Source organism: Thalassobacter sp. HA4-2 (assembly GCF_055693705.1).
In genome coordinates, this window is the sequence record NZ_JBVFUK010000001.1 from 2,076,069 (window position 1) to 2,095,766 (window position 19,698).

A 19,698-nucleotide genomic window follows, 5' to 3' on the forward strand; every position below is an offset into this window, starting at 1 on the left:
CCCTACCCCCACACCAGTTGCGTGACGTGATAAAAGACCGGCGCGGCAAAGATCACGCTGTCCAGTTGATCCAGCAGCCCACCCTGCCCCGGGATCAGATGGGACCAATCCTTGACCCCCTTGTCCCGCTTGATCGCGGCAAACACCAGACTGCCGAACAGGCCCACGAGGGCGGCCAGACCTGCCATGGCCGCCGCCTCCAGCACCGAAAACGGCGTGATCCAGTGCAACAGCCCACCGATCAGCGCGGCGGACAGGACGCCGGTCAACACCCCCTCGTAGGTCTTGGGCGAGATGCCCGGCGCAATCCGCCGCCGCCCGAACAGCCGCCCGGCGTAGTAGTCCGCCAGATCGCCAAATTGCACCACCATCACCAGAAAAACGATCAACAGGATCGCACGATCCGACCCAACCATCAGATCCACGGTCAAAAGCGCGGGCACGTGGCTGATGCAGAACACACTGATCATCAAACCCCATTGCGCCTCGGCCACCCGCCCGACAAAGCGGTTGGTGTCCCCGCGCAGGGCACTGACGATGGGCAGCAGCAGAAAGGCGTAGACCGGGATGAACACCGTGAACAGCCCGGTCCACCCCAGCCCCACGAACAGATATTGCAGGGGCAGGATCACAAAACACCCAAGGGCCAGGGACAGGTGGTCCGCCTGCCGTTTATAAGCATAGGTCAGGAATTCGCGCAGGGCGGCAAAGCTGGCAAAGGCGAACAGCAGGATCACACCAACACGGCCCAGCAGCACCGCAAGGGTCAGCGCCACCACCAACCCCCACCACGTGTGCACCCGCATCATGAAGGCCTCGACGCCTGGGCTGCCGCGCCCCGCAGGCACCCGGTCGCGCAGGATTTCCCCAAACACCGTCAGCGCCACCAACAGACCCGCGGTCGCAAAGGCCAGGGTCAGGATATCAAGGGTGGTTTCGGTCATGAGTGATCCCTGCCTGCGTCCTGCGTCGGGGCCAGATCCACCAGCGCCTTTGCGGCACGGGCCAGAAACGCGTCCTTGCCCTCGCCTTCCTGCACGTGGATCGGCGCGCCAAAGGTCACGGTGCAGATCAGGGGCAGCGGGATGACCTCGCCCTTGGGCATGATCTCGTTCAGGTTGGCCACCCACGTCGGCACCAGATCAATCTCGGGCCGCGCACACCCCATGTTGTACAGCCCCGCGCGAAACGGCAGCAACGGATCGTCGGTCATGTTGCGGTTGCCCTCGGGAAAGATGATCAGCGACGATCCCTCGTCCAAAGCTGCGAGGATGTTGGCCATCGGGTCCTCGGTCCGCGCCTCAGGGCGGCGATCCACCAGCACGCAGTTGAACACCTCCGGGCCCACAAAGGCACGCAGCTTGTTCTTGAGCCAGTAATCCGCCGCTGCCACAGGCCGGGTTTGGCGCCGGATGGGGCCAGGGAGCACCGTCCAGATCATCGGCATATCGGCGTTGCTGACGTGATTGGCGTAGTAGACGCGCTGTTTGACCGTCGGCTCGATCCCGCGCCAATCGGCCCGCACTGCGGTGATGAAACGCGCAACAAGGGCCAGGGCATGGCCCACAAGGCGCGCCGCAAACCTGCGGAAAAGGCGTGTCAGACGTGTCATGCACAATCTGTTGCAGAGGCCCCGGCCAATGGAAAGCCCCCGCGTCCAGAGGCTCGCGGGAAAATTGCACAAGCGTGGTCTTTGCACTTGCCCCCCCTGCCCACACAGCTAGACCCGTCGGCGGAGACGTGGCCGAGTGGTCGAAGGCGCTCCCCTGCTAAGGGAGTGGGCGGGAAACCGTCTCGAGGGTTCGAATCCCTTCGTCTCCGCCATTTCACGGCTATCCCGCTGATATTAAACGATACTTGTTTTCGGGAAGGCCGAAATCCGCGCCCTGGTACAGTTTACTGGTACAGTGGGGCAAGGATGGCCACGACACCTAGGCTGGTTACACGCGGGCGGACCTTCTATTTTCGCGCCTCCGTTCCGCAGGATTTGTGGGATGTCGCAGGCCGAAAAGAGGTTAAGATTTCATTAAGGACTGCTGAGCGATCCTTGGCACAACTGAGGTGTCGCGTGTTCAGCAACCATCTCGATCTCGTGGTGAAGGAGGCGCGAAGGATGGGCCAAGGGCAAGATGCAGCTATAGATCAAGCGATCCGGGACTACTTCCGCGATGCGCTCGATTGGGGGCAGGAGTTCGCCGACATCTTCGCGCCCGATGGTGAAGTCGATGTTGATGACTGCATTTCGACGCTAGAGGCCCGCCTTGCCGAGCATCGACGCCGCCTTGTCGTCAAAAGCTACCCCAGCGACATCCAAGCAGACGCTGAGGCACTTGTGGGGGCTATCCCCCCAGAACAGCTTACCAGCCACTATCAGGCGCTACAGCGCGCCCATGCAGGCCTTATGCGGGCAAAAATCGAGGCAGACCGTCTACTGATTGCAAAACTCAATGGCGACTATGCGCAGACGGGGATCGCAGACCCGCTTTTCGCAGGAATTGAGGCGCAATCGGACGCAACCATCCCAATTCAGGTGGTCGCACATGCGCAGGCCGCCACGCTGACGGTTCCACAGACACCACCTCTGGACGAATTGGCGAAGTCCTATGAAGAGGTTCTCACGGCTCAGGGGATCAAAGCCAAGACGATTGGAGACCTTCGGCTGTCCTTTGATCTTGCGCGTGCAGTGATCGACTTCGGAAAGCCCGCCTCCCTGCTGGACACCAATGACATGAAGGCGCTCCGCGACATCATCGGGCATATCCCAGCGCACTACCAAAAGAAGCCCGAAACACGTGATCTCGACCCGAATGCCGCCGTCGAAGCAGGCAAGCATCTGCCGAAGATGGGGTATGAAACCCAGAAAAAGCGTTTTGATTTCTTTAAGCGGTTTGTCGCGTGGATGGTTGCAGAAGAACATCTGCCCAAGGTTCCCGGTGCAGACATCAAACTGCTGGTGAAAAAGCCACCGAAAGGGAAGCCGAAACGCCTTCCGTATGACGCCGATCAGCTCCAAAAGATTTTCAAGACCCCGATCTACACGGGTCGCCGCAGCGTCACGCATTCCGGCGTGCCGGGTGATCTACGTTTGAAAGATGGTCGGTATTGGGTGCCTGTGATCGCGCTTTATGCTGGGATGCGTTCGGGTGAGATCATCCAGTTGCTGAAATCGGACATTCGCACTGAGGACGGCATCTCTTATTTTGACATTTCCAAGTTAGAAGACGGAAGTGAAGAGGAGATCAAGAGCATTAAAACCGGGTCCAGTTATCGGAAGGTGCCGATCCATTCAGCGATCTTGAACCTCGGTTTCCTCGATTACGTTGCGGATCGTGGTTCTGGACGTTTATTCCCCGACCTGAAAATCGGCACTGATGGCACCTACAGTCAGCCGTGGTCCAAGTTCTGGGGCAATCTTGGTAGCAAGTGGGAGTTCGCGACCTCGCTCCATGTGTTCCACAGCTTCCGCCACAACTTCGTGGATGCCTTGCAAGATGCCAACGTGACAGACGCCATCGCGATGCAACTCTGCGGCCACGCCGATGACGCCGCGCACTGGGGCTATGGCAAGGGCGCATCTATGGCACGGCTGAAAGAAGAGATTGAGAAGGTAGAATATAAGGGATTGGACTTGTCACATTTGAAAAATGGAGCATGGTCAAAATGACTGCAATAGTATATGCGTACAAAGGCGGTTCGGGCCGGAAGGTTCCGCGTAACAGCACAGCGTATGAGCATGTCAGTCTGACGTATTTTGGTCGCGCAAAATTGGATGGTGTTCTTTTACAAGACCCAAACCCTGCTCAAAAATGATCACAGTAAAGTATGGAAAGGGGTGCACTCCCCGCCTCTTCATTGATCGTATAGTCGTAAAACTGGACTTTCTGCCCGGTGAGGCCGCTCATCATACACACAATGCCCTGTTCCCGCTGTTCGACGACCCAGAGTGCTTCTCCGGGACAAAGCCAGCCAACACCGTGCAGATCGAAAAGAAGATCGTTCTGGCCAGCGTGGCGAAAAGCAAGCACCACCCTCATTTTCTCTACCGGTATGCAGACCAACAAGCGCAGTGGATGCGCTTGACCCTGCACCCGAGAGACATGGGACTTCTGGGTTTCGAGGAATTACACAACGTGTTGGGGATGTTCACCGATCACGGCTGGGGCAGCTTCGTGACTGGTGCAAAGGTCACCCAGATAGAGGTATCCATCGACTTGGAGGGTATCCCGTTCAACAACGTGCATGTGCTGCCCGATCAGGCCCAGACGATCACCCGGTTCAAATCAGGTGAGAAGGTCGAAACCATCTATTTCGGCAAGTCTAAGAGTAATCAGACGGTCGTTTATGACCGGGGAGCAAAAAGAAAGAAGCAAGGTCAGGAAGACAAGGCCGGTCCCTGCACGAGGATTGAGCGTAAGAAGTCGAGCCTCAACCTGCATGTGCATGAGTTGGAAAAACTCACGAACCCATTCTCCCACGTAAAGTTCGTGGATGTTCCCGCCATTCCCCCGCCTGACGAAGCCAAGGAATATCTCTGGACGCTTTTCACAGATGCGGTTGCGCAGCGGGGTCTTGATCCGGCATTAAAACTGCTACCACAGGCAAAGCGCAGCGCATATCGCAAGTATCTCGCTGCCCAGAAGAAGAATTGGTGGTTGCCTACGACCATCTGGCAATCGTGGCCACAGGTTCTCGACGACGTGAAACTGACGCACCCTAAGTTCTGGACTTAGCCAAGGACAAAGCTGTCTCAGGGACAGTTTCAGCGACAGACATGGACGCAGTGCTCTGCCAACCCCGGTTGGGTCCACCCAACGCGCAATAATCTTGGAAAAGCCAAGTTTTTGGGGGCTTCTCTTGCAAAGGATGCAACGACACGGCTGATTTGCAGTTGATTGCACTGGGTCGCAATCAGTTTCAGAAGTGGTAATCCGAGCGAGGATCGACACAGGGACAATCTGCGAGGGGGGCTATGTGTCCATCAGACCGTCATGGACCCGTAGGCGTCTTGCACCTTAGAAGTCCAGCAAGTTCAATTCTCTCAGCGCCGCAGCCGATGCCCTTCGCAGGTTGCATGGGGACACCCGTGTACCGACGAACTGGCCTTCGGGAATTCCGGGGCCGGTGTGACCATGCCCGACGCACTAGACGGATAAACCGGCAAATTTTCCGGCGAATTTCGTGCGAGATTTCTCTCTGATTTGCCGCAATTTTCTTCTCTGTACTGCGCTAGCAGATACGACGAACGAGGGCATCACCGTTCCAGCTCCCCTAAGCTCAAGGAGGAGCCAATGCCATCAATTTCACCCGAAACCCGGTTCGAGAAGCTATTGATCGAACGCGCCCAAGCATGGCCTCTGCGCGGCCATACGACCCCGATAACTATGTCACGTTGGCAAGCAACCAGTTTGCTGCAAAAGGCTATCCGCAGGGGTGATGTTCCACGCACCCAGCTTGCGGTATCCTCGCTGATGACGACTGACCCCGCCCGGTTCTGGCGCAGGCTAGGTGTTATCGCCTTCGAGGATGTCGGATTGGCCAACCTTCCACTGGTCGGGCAGGTCATGATCGCGTTGCGAGGCAAGACATTCCGGCGCTCGTTTGGTGGAGATACCCGCGTTGCTGTGGGGTTGGCGACAGACCTCGCAATGTCACCTAAAAACAGGGCTGCGGATGATTTGCTCTGTATTCTGACCGACCACCCCTCCATTCATGGTGTGGCGGAGAAACTGAACAGGATGTCAGAACGGCAAATGTTCAATGTCGTAACGGGCTGCTCCGATGTCATCATCAGAAGTTACACCGCGCAGAGAATTGCAATTGATTGCAATAACCCTTTGTCCGCAACAGCAACCCAGTTGCTTGAGGCCTGTGGAGCGTGTCCATCGGTTGTCTGGTTGGGGAAAGAGGGAAGCGCTCGGACACAAACGATGCTCCCGCTGCTTGTTGGTCTGCTGACCCAACACAATCAGCTTCGTCAGCCAAATCCCGACGACCTGGTCCCGGAAGTGGTCGAGATTGCAGGCCTCCCAAGCTGGGCGCTCGACATGTTCACCCGCGAAGGCAAAGCGGCCATCCGCCGCCTCATGGTCGGTGACAGCGATGTAGCGCGGTATGCGCGGGACACATTCCCCTACGCAGGCAGAACGCGGCTTTTGGGTGATGCGGTGTTTCGGGTGGAAAGCGGTCTGCTTCGCAACCGTCTGGATGGATCGCAGGGCCAAAGGTTGCGATCCCAGATGGAGCGGGAATGCCTGGGGATCGACCCCGGTCAAGCGGATACGCTGCTGAAACTGATGCGTGACGCGATCCCCGAACTCAACGCCTGCCGCATTGAAATCATGGAGGGCCAGCGCAATGACTGATCCTTTGATCCTACACCTGGATAACATCCTCTTATCACGGCCCAAAAATGACGCTCTTGCAAGGTCGGAGGCCCTGTCTGAGGCTGCGGAAACCTTCATCCGCGCCAGCATTTCTGAGAACACCCGCAAGGCCTATCGCTCCGACCTCGCGCATTACACGGCTTGGGGCGGCACTCTGCCCGCCACGCCGGAACTGGTCGCCCGCTATCTGGCCGACCATGCCGACGCGCTGGCCCCGTCCAGTCTTGCGCGGCGTGCAGCAACCCTGAGCAAGGTGCATGCCGCGAACGACTGGTCCAACCCCTGTCAAAGTGAGGTCGTGCGGGCCACGATGCGGGGGATTAAGCGGATGAAAGGCACTGCACAGGATCAGGCCAAGCCGTTGCTGCGCGAAGACCTGTTTCTGGTCCTTGACGCGATGGGCGACACGCCACGCGACCAGCGCGACCGCGCATTGTTGCTGATCGGCTGGGCCGGGGGCTTCCGCTGTTCGGAATTGATTGGGCTTGATCGTGTTGACATCGATGAGGTCCGCGAGGGCCTGATACTGACCCTGCGGCGCTCAAAAACCGACCAGACCGGACAAGGCCGTAAGATCGGTATCCCCCTTGGCCGAACCCGCCATTGCCCTGTCGCCGCCCTGACAGCGTGGTGTGATGTTCTGGCTGATGACACTGGCCCCCTGTTTCGTCCGGTTGATCGTCACGGCAGTGTCTCGACCGACCGCCTGCGCAGCGATGCCGTTTCCACGATCCTCCGGGACCGTGTTCGCGGGGCCGGGATCGCGCCCGATGGCTACAGCGGCCACAGCCTGCGGGCTGGCCTAGCCACCAGCGCGATCAAGGCCGGGGTGCCAACTTGCAAGGTGCGGGCGCAAACTGGACATGCCTCGGATGCGATGCTGAGCCGGTATGTGCGTGATGGTGAGATGTTCGATGGCAACGCCGCCGGGGCGTTGTTGTGACGATGGCCGGGACAGTCCGGTTACATCTGTTTCCCGGCCAGTGCCTCGATCTGCACCGCGACCACTTCAAGCGTGGTTTCCGAAATGCCTTGCGCGGCGGACAATATGCGTTGGGTCAACACGTCATGCGCCGAACGCTGCGGTGCGTCTTCCAGCCCCAGCAATTGGTTCGGCGTTGCAGCAAGCGCATTTGCAATCCGAATAAGGGTGGCAAGGTCAGGTTCGCGGTCCCCGCTGACATAATGTGCATAGCGCCGTTCGCTCAACCCGCTCCGTCGGGCGACCTCCGCATTCGAGATGCCCAGTCCAGCAGCCCGGTTCCTCAAGTTTTTGCTGAACATTTCCATAGGAACGTTTTGTTCCGGATCGGCAATACGTGCTACGAACAATGTGTGGGCTTTCTTGCGCCCATAACGTTCTGGTTTGATTTGGGAGGAACAGGATGAGCAACACAGACAAAAAGAGCTTTGATGATCGTCTGAAAGAGTTCAATGAGAAGAACGCGGCGGAACGGCGCAAGTTGTGGGCCGAGACACAGACGGCTTGGCAACCCATCAAAAAGCCATTTCTCTTCACTATCATGGCCGTTGTGTTGATTGCCGTTCTCGTTGCGAATGGCCCTTCGGATCAAGAACGCTATTGCGAAGATACTGAAACTGCATCGTTCTATGCCACGGCCTCGGCGGAATATCACATCAAGCAACGTTTGCATGACCCTGATAGCGCCGAATTTCCGGCGCAGGCGGTTCGCGTATCCCGCACTGGCGATTGCAGTTTTGTGGTGGCTGGCACTGTCCGGGCGCGAAACGCCTTTGGCGGGCTGGTTCTGAACACCTATGTCGCCCAAACCGAATACGACATCGAAGCGGATTATACGCGCACCACCCTGATTTCGTTGGAGTAGTGCAGGAGTAAGGTTCTTCTCCGGCGGCGATGCCATTCTGATGGTTGGGAAATTCCGCTTGTGGGCTGAGTTGCCTAAACCGCGTCGCAATGCAGTTAACTGCAATCCCCCCGTGGACATCGCCTCTTAAAAAATGTCTCTTGACGGACAAAAAGGCCAATTGGCGGGGAAGAATTTTAGTGAACGTTCAACAGCATAAGAAACTTACAGACGACATCTGGGAGATCGCCAAGCGCCTGCGCGGCCCCTACCGCCCCCCGCAATACCGCCTTGTCATGTTGCCCATGGTGGTTCTCCGCCGTCTAGACTGTGTGCTTGAAGACAGCATCGACAGGGTTCATGCCGAATACACCCGCCTCAAGGCAGCGAGCACGCCGGAAAAGGCGATGGAGCGGATGCTGGCCCGTGCCGCGGAGCCCGACCGCAAGCAGCCCCTCTATAACACTAGCAAATACACCTTCGCCCGCCTGACCGCTGACGCCGAAAACATCGCGCCGAACCTCGTCGCCTACATCAATGGGTTCTCCCCCACGGCCCGCGCGATCTTCGAGAAGTTCAACTTCGCCGAACAAATCCAGAAGCTCGACGACAGCAACCGCCTGTTCCACATCGTCCAGCAGATGGCCACCGTCCCCCTGCACCCCGACGAGGTGGATAACCTCCAGATGGGTTACCTGTTTGAACATCTGGTGATGAAATTCAACGAACAGGCCAACGAGGAGGCCGGGGATCACTTCACTCCGCGTGAGGTGATCGAGCTGATGGCGAACCTCGTCTACACGGGCGAGCAGGACGTTTACAAACCGGGTATCTACCGCACAATATATGATCCGACCTGCGGCACGGGTGGGATGCTCTCGGTCTCGGAGCAGCACATCCGCGCGGGCAATGACAAGGCAAACCTTGCGCTCTACGGTCAGGAATACAACGACGAAAGCTGGGCAATCTGCTGCTCGGACATGCTCATCAAGGATGAAGAGACCGACAACATCATCCTTGGCGACACGCTGGGCGACGGCAAAACGGGCGACGGCTTTGAGGGGCACCAGTTCCACTACATGATGGCGAACCCGCCCTTCGGGGTGGACTGGAAGGACCAGAAAAAGGTCGTCGAGAAGGAACACAAGACGCTGGGTTTCAACGGACGTTTCGGTGCGGGGACGCCCGACATTGATGATGGGTCGCTGCTGTTCCTCCAGCACATGATTTCAAAGATGCACCCCAGCCCGGACGATCCCGAGAACCCCGGCGACGGGTCCAAGATCGCGGTGGTGTTCAACGGCTCGCCGCTCTTTTCGGGCAGCGCGGGCGGTGGTCCGTCCAGCATCCGCCGCTGGATTATCGAGAATGACTGGCTGGACGCAATCATCGGCCTGCCGGATCAGCTTTTCTACAACACCGGCATCTACACCTATGTCTGGATGGTCACGAACCGCAAACCGGCTGAGCGGCGCGGAAAGGTGCAACTGATCGACGGCACCTTGTTTGCCGAGCGGATGGACAAAAGCCTGAACAACAAGCGCCACCGCATCACGGACGACCAGATTGCCGACCTGACCTGCATCTATGGCAACTACTGCGACGGGGAACAGGCCGAGGTGGTGGTGAACAAGAAGACGGGCGAACGCGAAATTCGCACCGTCTCGCGCATCTTCAAGAACCACGAGTTCGGCTTCCTGCGCATTGTCGTGGAACGCCCCCTGCGCATGAACTTCCAGACCACGCCAGAGCGGATCGCACGGCTGGACGACCTCGACCCCAACAAGCACCCGGTGGCAGATATGCGGGCAGTGGTCGAGGCGATGGACGCAGACCGCCTTTACATGGACCTTGCCGAGTTTGATGCCGATGTGGTCGCCACCGCCGCCGATCTGGACATCAAACTGGGCAAAGGCGTTCGCAAGACCCTGTGGCTGACCATTGGCGACAAAGATCAAAAGGCCGAGCCGTGCATCTGGGTGGGCAATCGCCCTGAACCCGATGCTGAGCTGCGCGACACTGAGAACGTGCCGCTGCCTGAGGGCACCCAACTGCCCCTGCCAATGCAATTCGGCCCGGACCCGCAGAACAAGCTGAATGGCGAGGTGGTCACGCTGATGACCCCGGCCATCGATGCCTACATGGAGGCCGAGGTTCTACCTCATGTGCCCGATGCCTGGGTAGACTACAAAAAGACCAAGGTCGGCTACGAAATCCCGTTCAACCGGCATTTCTACGTCTACAAGCCCCCGCGTGAGCTGGATGAGATCGAAGGCGAGATCGAGACGCTTGAAGGCGAGATCGCCAAGCTGTTGGAAGGGTTGACGGCATGAGCTTTGTCGCCCGCCCTGACAGCAGCCCTACATGGGCCGACGACCTGCCAGAAGGCTGGACCGCTAATTGGGTCAAGTGGTCCGTCGCGTTCGCATCGGCCAAACCCGATGGCGAGGACATCGAGAAACTGCCCTACATCTCGAACGAAGACATCACGTCTTGGACAGGCAAGCTGCTCAAGGAAGACCCTGAGCCTGCCGACAAGGAAGGGCGGCTGTTCCGGCGTGGTGACGTGCTCTTCAACAAGCTGCGCCCCTATCTCGCCAAGGTCTATCAAGCGGACTTCGACGGGATCAGCTCGGGCGAGTTGTTGAACCTGCGGGCCTCGGAACGTGTCCTGCCCCGGTTCCTGTTTCACGTCCTGTCGTCCTATCCGTTTATCGACATCATCAATTCCGAGAGCTTCGGCACCAAGATGCCTCGTGCGGATTGGGAGACGGTGGGCCACCAGCCATTGCCACTCCCCGACCTCGACACGCAGCGGCGGATTGCGGGGTATCTGGATGACAAGACGGCGCGGATTGATGCGCTGATCGAGAAGAAACGGGCGCTGCTGGACCGGCTGGCCGAGAAACGCCAAGCCCTCATCACCCGCGCCGTCACCCGTGGTCTCAACCCTGACGCCCCCCTGAAAGACAGCGGCATTGACTGGCTCGGCAAGGTTCCGGCGCATTGGACGGTTGAAGCCCTCGGGTATCGGTATCAGGTCCAGCTTGGACGGATGCTGAATGCCGAGCGCGCCGAAGGTGACAACCTACGCCCATATCTGCGCGTTAATGATGTCCAATGGCGAAAGATCAGCGTCAAAGACCTGCCCATGATGGACTTCCCGCCAGACGCACAAGAACGGTATCGGTTGGAACCCGGCGACTTGCTCATAAACGAGGGTGGGAGTTATGTTGGCCGTTCCGCGATGTGGCGGGGTGAGTTGGAAGAATGCTACTATCAGAAAGCCCTCCATCGCGCCCGTCCATTGAATGATGAACGGGACACGGCGGAGTTCCTGTACTTCATCATGGAGATGGCTACACAGCGCAGCGTGTTCATCGCTGGTGGCAATCAGACAACTATTGACCACCTGACTGCTGAGCAATTGCGCTCATACCGCTTTCCCTTTCCACCTTTGGATGAACAAGAACGAATTGTTGCCTTTTTGGAGCCTCGTATCCAGACGTTTGAGGCTCTGGACGAGCAGATCAACAAGTCAATCGAACGGCTGAACGAGTACCGCGCCGCCGTCGTCACCGCTGCCGTGACGGGCAAGATCAAGGCGCTGCTGGCCGAGGATGCGCCCAAGCCCGCCAAGAAGGAGGCCCCCGCCGCCTTCAAACGCTCTGTGCTGGCCGCCTATATCGCCGATACGCTCTGCGATCACCCCACCTTTGGCCGGGTGAAGTTCCAGAAGCTCTTGCACCTGTGCGAAGCGCATCTGGAATTTCAGGAAGTCGCGGGCAACTACCACCGCGATGCCGCTGGCCCCTTCGACACGCAGATGATGCGTTCGGTCCATTCCCAGATCGAAAAGCAGGGCTGGATCGCGCCGGTGAAGGGCGACAAGGGCTGGACCTATGCCCGAGGCGAGAAGGTGGATGGCTATCGCAACCACTTCGACCGCTACTTCGGCGACCGCAAGAAGGCATTGGAAGACCTGCTCGCCCTGATCGCGCCGATGAAGACCCAACAGGCCGAAATCGTCTCGACCGCCTTCGCCGCGTGGAACGATCTGCTCTTGGAAGGCAAGTCGCCCAGCGATGATGAGATCGTTGACCTGATCCTGAACGACTGGACCGAGAGCAAGAAGGCCATCAGCCCCGACCGCTGGCATAGCGCACTCGCGTGGATGCGCGAAAAGGGCCTCACCCCACGCGGGTTGGGGGAGCATACGAAGAGGAAGCGTGATGAGTGAAATTGACGACAAGGACAAAGTCTGGAAGCAGCGACCTGTGATGCTCGCGCTCAGCGTAGCCGTGGCGCTTGTCGGTGGGTTTCTGGTAGGCGGAGCATTCGTTGATAGTTCCTTTGCCGACTATATTTATAATTACAACCTTCTGTTTGTCGGTGGGACAATCGTCTTGTCTATCCCGATCTTTTACAATGCGACCCGCAGCACGCTGCGATCTGACTTGCTGGACAGAGAAGTTATTGAAGAGAACAAGGAGCGGTTTGCCAATTTCTCCGGATACGAACAGTCTCCTTTGGTGCAGTCAGTTTATCGTCTCTATCTGGAGGCGGGTGATCAAAGAAGTTATGCGACAAAAAACCTTGCTATTGGAATGGGTCTAACGCTGGTCTCTGTGATCGTAATTGTATCCTTAATCGTAACAAGTCGTGCTACCGATGTGGCGGCATTAGAAACCGAGCGCTTTTTGTATACCTACCTGCTGCCTCGGGCCTCTGGGGTGCTGATTATCCAGTTGGTCGGTGCATTTTTCCTTCGTTGGTATTCACAAAACGTGCAGCGTATTGGGGATTTGTCCGAGCGCATTCTGATGATCGAGGTAATGCTTGCGGCCCAAGTTCTTGCCGGTGACGACGAGAAAAGCAAAAGAGACGTGCTCAAAGAACAGTTGTTGACCTTTGAGCTATCAAAGCTGTCGCGGCAGGCCGACAATCCAGATCGGCTTGACAAAGCTGTAATCCGAAAAATTGCGAACAACACAAGCGTGAGCATTTCCAACAAGGAATAGTAGGTTCCATGGCAGGGCACACTGAAACCGATTTTGAGAAGGCAATTGACCACGGGCTAACCTCGCAGGGGGGATACGCTCGCCGGTCGCCTGCGGACTTCGATGAGGACTTGTGCCTCTTTCCTGCCGATGTGGTGGGGTTCCTTAAGGACACCCAGCCGCAGAAATGGGATCAGCTCGAAGCCCTCTTAAAGGGGCAGACCGAGGATCAGGTGCTGTCCGATCTCGCCAAGGAGCTGACGACGAAGGGCACGCTGCATGTCCTGCGCCACGGGTTCCGCTGCTATGGCAAGACGCTGCGGCTCGCATATTTCCAGCCGAACACGGGCATGAACCCCGAGACGACCGCTCTCTATGCCCAGAACCGACTGACGATCACCCGGCAGGTCGCCTTCACCTCGGTCAAGAAGGCCCCCGGCGGCAAGGCCAAGCGGTGCATCCTCGACGTGACACTTGCCGTGAATGGCCTGCCGGTCGCCACGGCTGAGTTGAAGAACCCGATGACCGGCCAGCGGGCCGTGGACGCCAAGAAACAGTATGAGCGCGACCGCGACGAACGCGATCTGATTTTCAAGTTCAAGGAACGTGCGCTCGTTCATTTTGCCGTTGACCCTGACGAGGTGTGGATGACCACGCGCCTCAAGGGGGTGAGACTTTCTTTCTGCCTTTCAACAAAGGGTACAACCGGGGGGCGGGCAATCCGCCTGCAGAGGGGAACTGGAAGACCGCCTACCTGTGGGATGAGGTCTTGGCGCGGGATAGCCTCTTGGACATCCTGCAACGGTTCATGCACTTGGAGGTGAAGGAAAAGAAGGTCGCCACCAGCCGGGGTCCGAAGACCGTTCGTAGGGAAACGATGATCTTCCCCAGGTACCATCAGCTTGATGCGGTGCGGAAGCTGGTGGCCCATGCCAAGGGGCATGGAGCAGGCCGCAACTATCTCGTGCAGCACTCGGCAGGTTCGGGCAAGTCGAACAGCATCGCATGGCTGGCGCACCGTCTGGCGGGTCTGCATGACGCGGTGGACGCTAAGATTTTCCATTCGGTGATCGTGGTCACGGATCGCCTCGTTCTGGATCAGCAGTTGCAGAACACGATCTATCAGTTCGAGCATAAGACCGGCGTCGTAGAAAAGATCGACGAGAACACGCAGCAGCTTGCCCGCGCGATCTCGAACGGGGTTCCGATCATCATTTCCACGATCCAGAAGTTCCCGTTCATCGCTCAGGCGCTGCGCACGTTGGAGGATAAGGGCGAAGAGTTGACGCTGACTACGGCGGGCAAGCGATATGCCGTGATCGTGGACGAGGCGCATTCTTCTCAGACTGGTGAAACGGCATCAGCACTGCGGGGGATGTTGAACAAGGACGGGATCGAGGCGGCAATTGCTGCCCAGCTTTCAGATGTGGAAGACAAGAACCTGACGGATGAGGCAAAAAGGGCGATCCTGCGGGATACGCTGCGGCGTGGGAAGCAGCCGAACCTGAGTTTCTTCGCCTTCACGGCAACGCCCAAGTTCAAGACCAAGTCGATGTTCGATGAGCAGGGGCCGGATGGTCAGTCGCCATTCCACGAGTACACGATGAAGCAGGCCATCGAAGAGAGCTTCATCATGGATGTCCTCAAGCACTACACGACCTACAAACGGTTCTTCGGACTGGTGAAGCAGATCGAGAACGACCCACAGGTGCCTAAGCGGTCAGCGGCAAAGGTCCTGACCCAGTTTCTCACGCTGCACCCGCACAATATTGAACAGGTCGTCACGATCATTGTCGAACATTTCCGCTCGAACGTGATGCACGAGATTGGCGGGCGGGCAAAAGCGATGGTTGTGACCGGCTCTCGCCTAGAGGCCGTGCGCTACAAACTCGCCTTTGATCGCTATCTTGAGGAACGCGGTTACAAGGGGATCAAGTCTCTGGTGGCCTTCTCGGGCACTGTCGAAGACCCCGCCATTCCTGAAAGCGCGTACACCGAAGTTGGGATGAACAATGGGCTGCCAGAAGCAGAGTTGCCGGAGACATTCGACAGCGATGAGCATCGCGTTCTGTTGGTGGCAGACAAGTATCAGACCGGGTTCGATCAGCCACTGCTGCAAACGATGTATGTCGTAAAGCGGTTGGCTGGGGTGCAGGCTGTTCAAACCCTGTCTCGGTTGAATCGCATGGCACCGGGCAAGTCGCGGACCTTTGTTCTCGACTTCGCAAACGAAGAAGAGGACATCTTCAAGGCCTTCAAGCCGTACTACGAGGATACGCCCACCGGCGAGAACGTAGACCCCCAGCGCCTGAACGAGCTACAGCATCGACTATTGGAGTGGGCGATCTTCACGACTGAGGATGTCAGCGCCTTTTCAGTCGTTTGGTATGGCAAGAAGAAGGATCACACCGCATCCGACCATCGGACGATGAACGCTATTCTGGATCGTGCGGTTGAAGCTTTTCAGGATCGAGAAGAGGAAGAGCGTGAAGAGTTCAGGGGGCAGATCACCGCGTTTCGCAACCTCTACGCCTTCCTGTCGCAGATCATCCCTTATCAGGATAGCGAGCTTGAGCAGTTCTATACCTTCTGCCGCAACCTGATCTCCAAGCTGCCGCCTCCGGGTGATGGGTCGTCCTTCACTCTGGATGACGAAGTTGCGTTGAAGTACTTCCGCATTCAACAGATGACGCAAGGATCAATCGACCTTGACGATGGCGAAGCCGATCCGCTGAAAGGGCCAACGGATGTTGGAACGGCTGGCAGAAAAGATGAAGAGGTTGGGCTACGCGACCTAGTAGAACGGCTGAACGAGCGGTTCGGCACCAGCTTTACCCGTGCGGATCAACTATTCTTCGAGCAGGTCCGTGAGAGTGCAGAAAGTGATGACCGTATTGTCGAAGCTGCGCTTGCCAACAAGTACGACAACTTCTCGTCGTATCTCGAACGGATGTTGGATGAACTGTTCATAGACCGCATGGATGGCAATGAAGAGGTGTTCTCGAAGGTTATGAGCGACCAGCCGTTTCGGGCAGCAGTGCATAAGGGGTTGGCGCGGGAACTGTACGAGCGAATTAGGTCTTCCAAACAGCACTAAAGCGGGAAAAGCTTTCCTTGGTCCGGGCATCTGGTACAGTGAACCCAAGTACCTCTGGCAAGGCCTCTGCTAACCCACTGGTATCGTTTAAACAGATGGAAACCGGAGGCATTCCCTTCGTCTCCGCCACCCACATCCCTACCCCACATGTCATGACGTTGATTGAAGACGTGTATGGCTATTGCCAGTGTCCATGTGCTTCATCAATGATCCCGGTGCCCGCGTGCATGCCCGCATCACGCTAGACTGGCGTCGCGGGACTCGGTGTGGCAGCCTTTTTCTGCGCATCTTGCGCCGTGCCGCAAAGGAACACAGATGAAGACAATCGTTGCACATGCCGCAAGGGACCTGCGCGTTGAGGACCGTCCCGCGCCGGAACCTTTGCCCCATGAGGTGCTGATCGGGATCGAGCGTGGGGGCATTTGCGGATCTGACTTGCACTACTACAACCATGGCGGCTTTGGGACGGTCCGTTTGCGCGAGCCGATGACACTGGGGCACGAGGTCGCCGGTCAGGTGGTCGCCTTGGGGGCCGAGGTGCGCGGGCTGACGGTGGGCCAGCGCGTCGCGGTCTCCCCTCCCGACCTTGTTATGCCTGCGCGTTCTGCCATGAGGGCGCGCACAATCATTGCCTGGATATGCGGTTCTACGGCTCTGCCATGCCCTTCCCCCATATCCAAGGCGCGTTTTCGCAGTTCATTACGGCCGATCCGCGCCAGTGCGCCGATGCGGACGGGTTGTCCTTGGGCGAAGCGGCCATGGCAGAACCCTTGGCCGTGGTGCTGCACGCCGCCAGACGCGCGGGGGATTTGATGGGACGCCGCGTGCTGGTCACAGGCTGCGGACCCATCGGACAATTGGCAGTGATCGTGGCCCGCGCGGCAGGAGCTGCGCAGATCGTGGTCACAGATATCGCGCCCTTCACCTTGGCCAAGGCGGCTGAGGTGGGCGCAGATGCAACCCACGACATGACATCCGAGACCTTGGATCCCTATGCCGCCGACAAGGGCACCTTCGACGTGTTGTTCGAGTGTTCCGGCGTGGCGGCGGCGCTGGCGGCGGCGGTGCCCGCGATGCGCCCGGGCGGGATCATTCTGCAGCTGGGCTTGGGCGGAGACATGACCCTGCCCCTGCAAGCCATGACCGCCAAAGAGCTGGAGCTGCGCGGGTCTTTCCGCTTTCACGCGGAATTCTTCACCGCCGTGGACATGATGCGCAAAGGGCACCTCGATGTGGCGCCCTTGATCACACATACATTTCCGCTGGACCAAGCCATCGCCGCCTTTGAGATGGCATCAGACCGAACCCAAGCCATCAAGGCCCAGATCGCGTTCTAGTCCGACTTGGACCGCTTTTTGGCGTCGATGCGGGCCTTGTTCTTCTTGCTGTTGGACTTGCCCTTGGGCGGCGGTGGACCCTTGGGGCCATCGGGCTTGGGAACTTTGCCGCGGTGGAACGGCTTGCCGTCGGCCTTAGGTTTGGCGTGCGGTTTTCCGGGGGCTTTGCCCTTTGGCTTGCCCTCGCCTTTGGGTACGCCCTCGCCTTCGGGTTTGCCCTTGTAGGCGCTGACACCAGGCTGCGGTTTGCGCTTAGGCTTGCCCTCGAACTTGTCCCCCGGTTTGCCGTCAAACTTGGGTTTGTAGCCCGGTTTGCCACCGGGTTTTCCGCCCGGCTTGCCGCCAAATTTGCCTTGGGACAGGTTCGGCGCCTCGGCCAGTTGTTCGGCGTAAACGTCATCTTCGACCGGGCCGTTGCCCACGGCAGCCATGAACTTGGTGTCCGGGCCTTCGGCAATCTGAACGAAGGTATGGTCGGGGAAGATGCGGATCGCGCCCACATCATCGCGGGTCAGGTCACCCTTCTTGCAGATCATCGGCAACAGACGGCGCGGGTCCGCGTTGTCCTTGCGCCCGATGGACAGTTTGAACCACGTGCTGGGGCCAAACTCGGGGCGCGGGGTGGGTTTGGTGTCCACCGACGACAGCTCTTCGGGGGCAGTGTGGCTGGCGTGGAACAGGCGCAGGTAGGCGGCGGCCAGTTGTTCGGGGCTGAAGGTTTCGACCATCTTGGCGATGGTGTCGGCCTCGGTCTCGGGGGCAGGTTCTGCCCATGCGGGATCGGCAAAGATGCGGTCCATATCCTTGCCGCGCACAGCGTCCGCCGAGGGGGCCGCGCCCCATTCCGCCGTCACCTTGGCCATTTTCAGGATGCGCTCGGCTTTTTTGCGGGATTTGCGCGTGACGATCAGGGCGCTGGCCCCCTTGCGTCCGGCCCGGCCCGTGCGGCCCGACCGGTGCAGCAAGGTCTCGTGGCTGCTGGGCAATTCGGCGTGGACCACAAGATCGAGGTTGGGCAGGTCGATGCCGCGCGCCGCCACATCCGTGGCCACACAGACCGAGGCCCGCCCGTCGCGCATGGCTTGCAGGGCGTGGGTGCGTTCGGTCTGCGACAGCTCCCCGGACAGGGCCACGACCTTGAAGCCCCGGTTCGACAGCCGTGTCGTCAGACGGTTCACGGTGGCCCGCGTGTTGGCGAAGACAATCGCGTTGGGTGCCTCATGGTAGCGCAGGGTGTTGATCACCGCGTTCTCCACGTCACGTTCCCCGACCTCCAGGGCCAGATAGCTGATGTCGGCGTGCTGCTTCGCCTCGGACTTTGTCTCGACCCGGATCGCGTCGCGCTGATAGCTTTGGGCCAGCCGCACGATGGGCTGGGGCACGGTGGCCGAAAACAGCAGGGTCTGGCGATCCTCGGGCGTCTCGCCCAGGATGAACTCAAGGTCTTCGCGGAAACCCAGATCCAGCATCTCGTCCGCTTCGTCCAGCACCACGGCGCGCAGGTTGGTCAGGTCGATGGACCCGCGCAGGATATGGTCCTTCAGGCGGCCGGGGGTGGCGACGACAATGTGCGCACCGCGCGACAGGGCGCGGCGTTCGTCGCGCATGTCCATGCCCCCCACGGTCGAGGCCAGCTGCGCGCCCGCCTTTTCGTAGAGCCACGCCAACTCGCGCTTGACCTGCAATGCCAGCTCGCGCGTGGGCGCGATGACAAGGCCCAAGGGTGCGGCGGCTTGATCGAAGATGTCCGCCTCGCCCAGCAGGGTCGGCGCGATGGCCAGACCGAAACCGAGCGTCTTGCCCGACCCCGTCTGGGCCGAGACCAGCAGGTCCGCGCCGATGTATTCGGGGGACATGACGGTGGTTTGGACGGGGGTCAGTGTGTCGTAGCCGCGCGCATCCAGCGCAGCTTGCAGAGTCTTTTTCACAGTATGGGCTTCTTCAGATCTTGGCCGCACTTGAGGTCTTTCGACAGGGCCGGATGCCCGGTGTCCGCCACGGCGCGCGAACACAGAGCAGGCATAGGGCCTTGCGCGGGAAAAGTACAGGCCCCCT

General features: G+C 58.9%; 14 protein-coding genes, 1 tRNA gene and 1 pseudogene. 12 read left to right on the forward strand and 4 right to left on the reverse strand.

Annotated features, from left to right (window positions below; translation table 11 throughout):
- Positions 1-2 precede the first annotated feature (2 nt).
- Together ACZ1G0_RS10450 and ACZ1G0_RS10455 are read right to left on the reverse strand one after the other, a co-directional pair.
- Positions 3-944, reverse strand: coding sequence for a phosphatidate cytidylyltransferase (locus ACZ1G0_RS10450; RefSeq protein WP_472736882.1), 942 nt, complete (start codon positions 942-944; stop codon positions 3-5).
- Complete coding sequence (locus tag ACZ1G0_RS10455) at positions 941-1,612, reverse strand: lysophospholipid acyltransferase family protein (protein ID WP_472736883.1); 672 nt, start codon at positions 1,610-1,612, stop codon at positions 941-943. Before ACZ1G0_RS10455 ends, ACZ1G0_RS10450 begins: the two co-directional genes overlap by 4 nt.
- Positions 1,613-1,734: 122 nt before the next feature.
- Here ACZ1G0_RS10455 and ACZ1G0_RS10460 point away from each other — a divergent pair.
- The 5 genes from ACZ1G0_RS10460 (at position 1,735) to ACZ1G0_RS10480 (ending at position 7,326) form a co-directional block, all read left to right on the forward strand.
- Positions 1,735-1,824, forward strand: a tRNA-Ser gene (locus tag ACZ1G0_RS10460).
- Positions 1,825-1,918: 94 nt separating this feature from the next.
- Complete coding sequence (locus ACZ1G0_RS10465; RefSeq protein ID WP_472736884.1) at positions 1,919-3,664, forward strand: DUF6538 domain-containing protein; 1,746 nt, start codon at positions 1,919-1,921, stop codon at positions 3,662-3,664.
- A gap of 142 nt (positions 3,665-3,806) precedes the next feature.
- Complete coding sequence (locus ACZ1G0_RS10470; protein WP_472736885.1) at positions 3,807-4,730, forward strand: hypothetical protein; 924 nt, start codon at positions 3,807-3,809, stop codon at positions 4,728-4,730.
- A gap of 558 nt (positions 4,731-5,288) precedes the next feature.
- Complete coding sequence (locus ACZ1G0_RS10475; protein WP_472736886.1) at positions 5,289-6,362, forward strand: hypothetical protein; 1,074 nt, start codon at positions 5,289-5,291, stop codon at positions 6,360-6,362.
- Positions 6,355-7,326 (forward strand): site-specific integrase, encoded by a 972-nt coding sequence (locus ACZ1G0_RS10480; RefSeq protein WP_472736887.1) that lies wholly within the window; start codon positions 6,355-6,357, stop codon positions 7,324-7,326. Before ACZ1G0_RS10475 ends, ACZ1G0_RS10480 begins: the two co-directional genes overlap by 8 nt.
- 20 nt (positions 7,327-7,346) lie before the next feature.
- Here the strand turns inward: ACZ1G0_RS10480 and ACZ1G0_RS10485 are convergent, their stop codons facing one another.
- Positions 7,347-7,673, reverse strand: coding sequence for a helix-turn-helix domain-containing protein (locus ACZ1G0_RS10485; protein ID WP_472736888.1), 327 nt, complete (start codon positions 7,671-7,673; stop codon positions 7,347-7,349).
- Between the two features lie 95 nt (positions 7,674-7,768).
- Here ACZ1G0_RS10485 and ACZ1G0_RS10490 point away from each other — a divergent pair, with 95 nt between their 5' ends.
- The 7 genes and pseudogenes from ACZ1G0_RS10490 to ACZ1G0_RS10520 all read left to right on the forward strand — a co-directional run bounded on the left by ACZ1G0_RS10490 (position 7,769) and on the right by ACZ1G0_RS10520 (position 17,643).
- Entirely contained in the window at positions 7,769-8,230 is a 462-nt protein-coding gene (locus ACZ1G0_RS10490; protein WP_472736889.1) for a hypothetical protein, read from the forward strand.
- Positions 8,231-8,409: 179 nt separating this feature from the next.
- Positions 8,410-10,542, forward strand: a complete 2,133-nt coding sequence (locus ACZ1G0_RS10495) for an N-6 DNA methylase (protein ID WP_472736890.1) — start codon at positions 8,410-8,412, stop codon at positions 10,540-10,542.
- The gene (locus ACZ1G0_RS10500; protein WP_472736891.1) at positions 10,539-12,449 is read left to right on the forward strand and encodes a restriction endonuclease subunit S; all 1,911 of its coding nucleotides are present in this window, start codon (positions 10,539-10,541) and stop codon (positions 12,447-12,449) included. Before ACZ1G0_RS10495 ends, ACZ1G0_RS10500 begins: the two co-directional genes overlap by 4 nt.
- Complete coding sequence (locus ACZ1G0_RS10505) at positions 12,442-13,230, forward strand: hypothetical protein (RefSeq protein ID WP_472736892.1); 789 nt, start codon at positions 12,442-12,444, stop codon at positions 13,228-13,230. The genes ACZ1G0_RS10500 and ACZ1G0_RS10505 overlap by 8 nt, the downstream gene beginning before the upstream one ends.
- Positions 13,231-13,238: 8 nt before the next feature.
- Entirely contained in the window at positions 13,239-14,033 is a 795-nt protein-coding gene (locus ACZ1G0_RS10510) for a type I restriction endonuclease (RefSeq protein WP_472736893.1), read from the forward strand.
- On the forward strand, positions 13,997-16,306 hold the full coding sequence (locus ACZ1G0_RS10515) for a type I restriction endonuclease subunit R (protein WP_472736894.1): 2,310 nt from the start codon (positions 13,997-13,999) through the stop codon (positions 16,304-16,306). The genes ACZ1G0_RS10510 and ACZ1G0_RS10515 overlap by 37 nt, the downstream gene beginning before the upstream one ends.
- A gap of 315 nt (positions 16,307-16,621) precedes the next feature.
- Positions 16,622-17,643 (forward strand): annotated as a pseudogene (locus ACZ1G0_RS10520) (L-idonate 5-dehydrogenase).
- Here ACZ1G0_RS10520 and ACZ1G0_RS10525 read toward each other — a convergent pair.
- Entirely contained in the window at positions 17,640-19,571 is a 1,932-nt protein-coding gene (locus ACZ1G0_RS10525; protein ID WP_472736895.1) for a DEAD/DEAH box helicase, read from the reverse strand. The pseudogene ACZ1G0_RS10520 and the gene ACZ1G0_RS10525 sit on opposite strands and share 4 nt — an antisense overlap.
- Between the last annotated feature and the right edge of the window lie 127 nt (positions 19,572-19,698).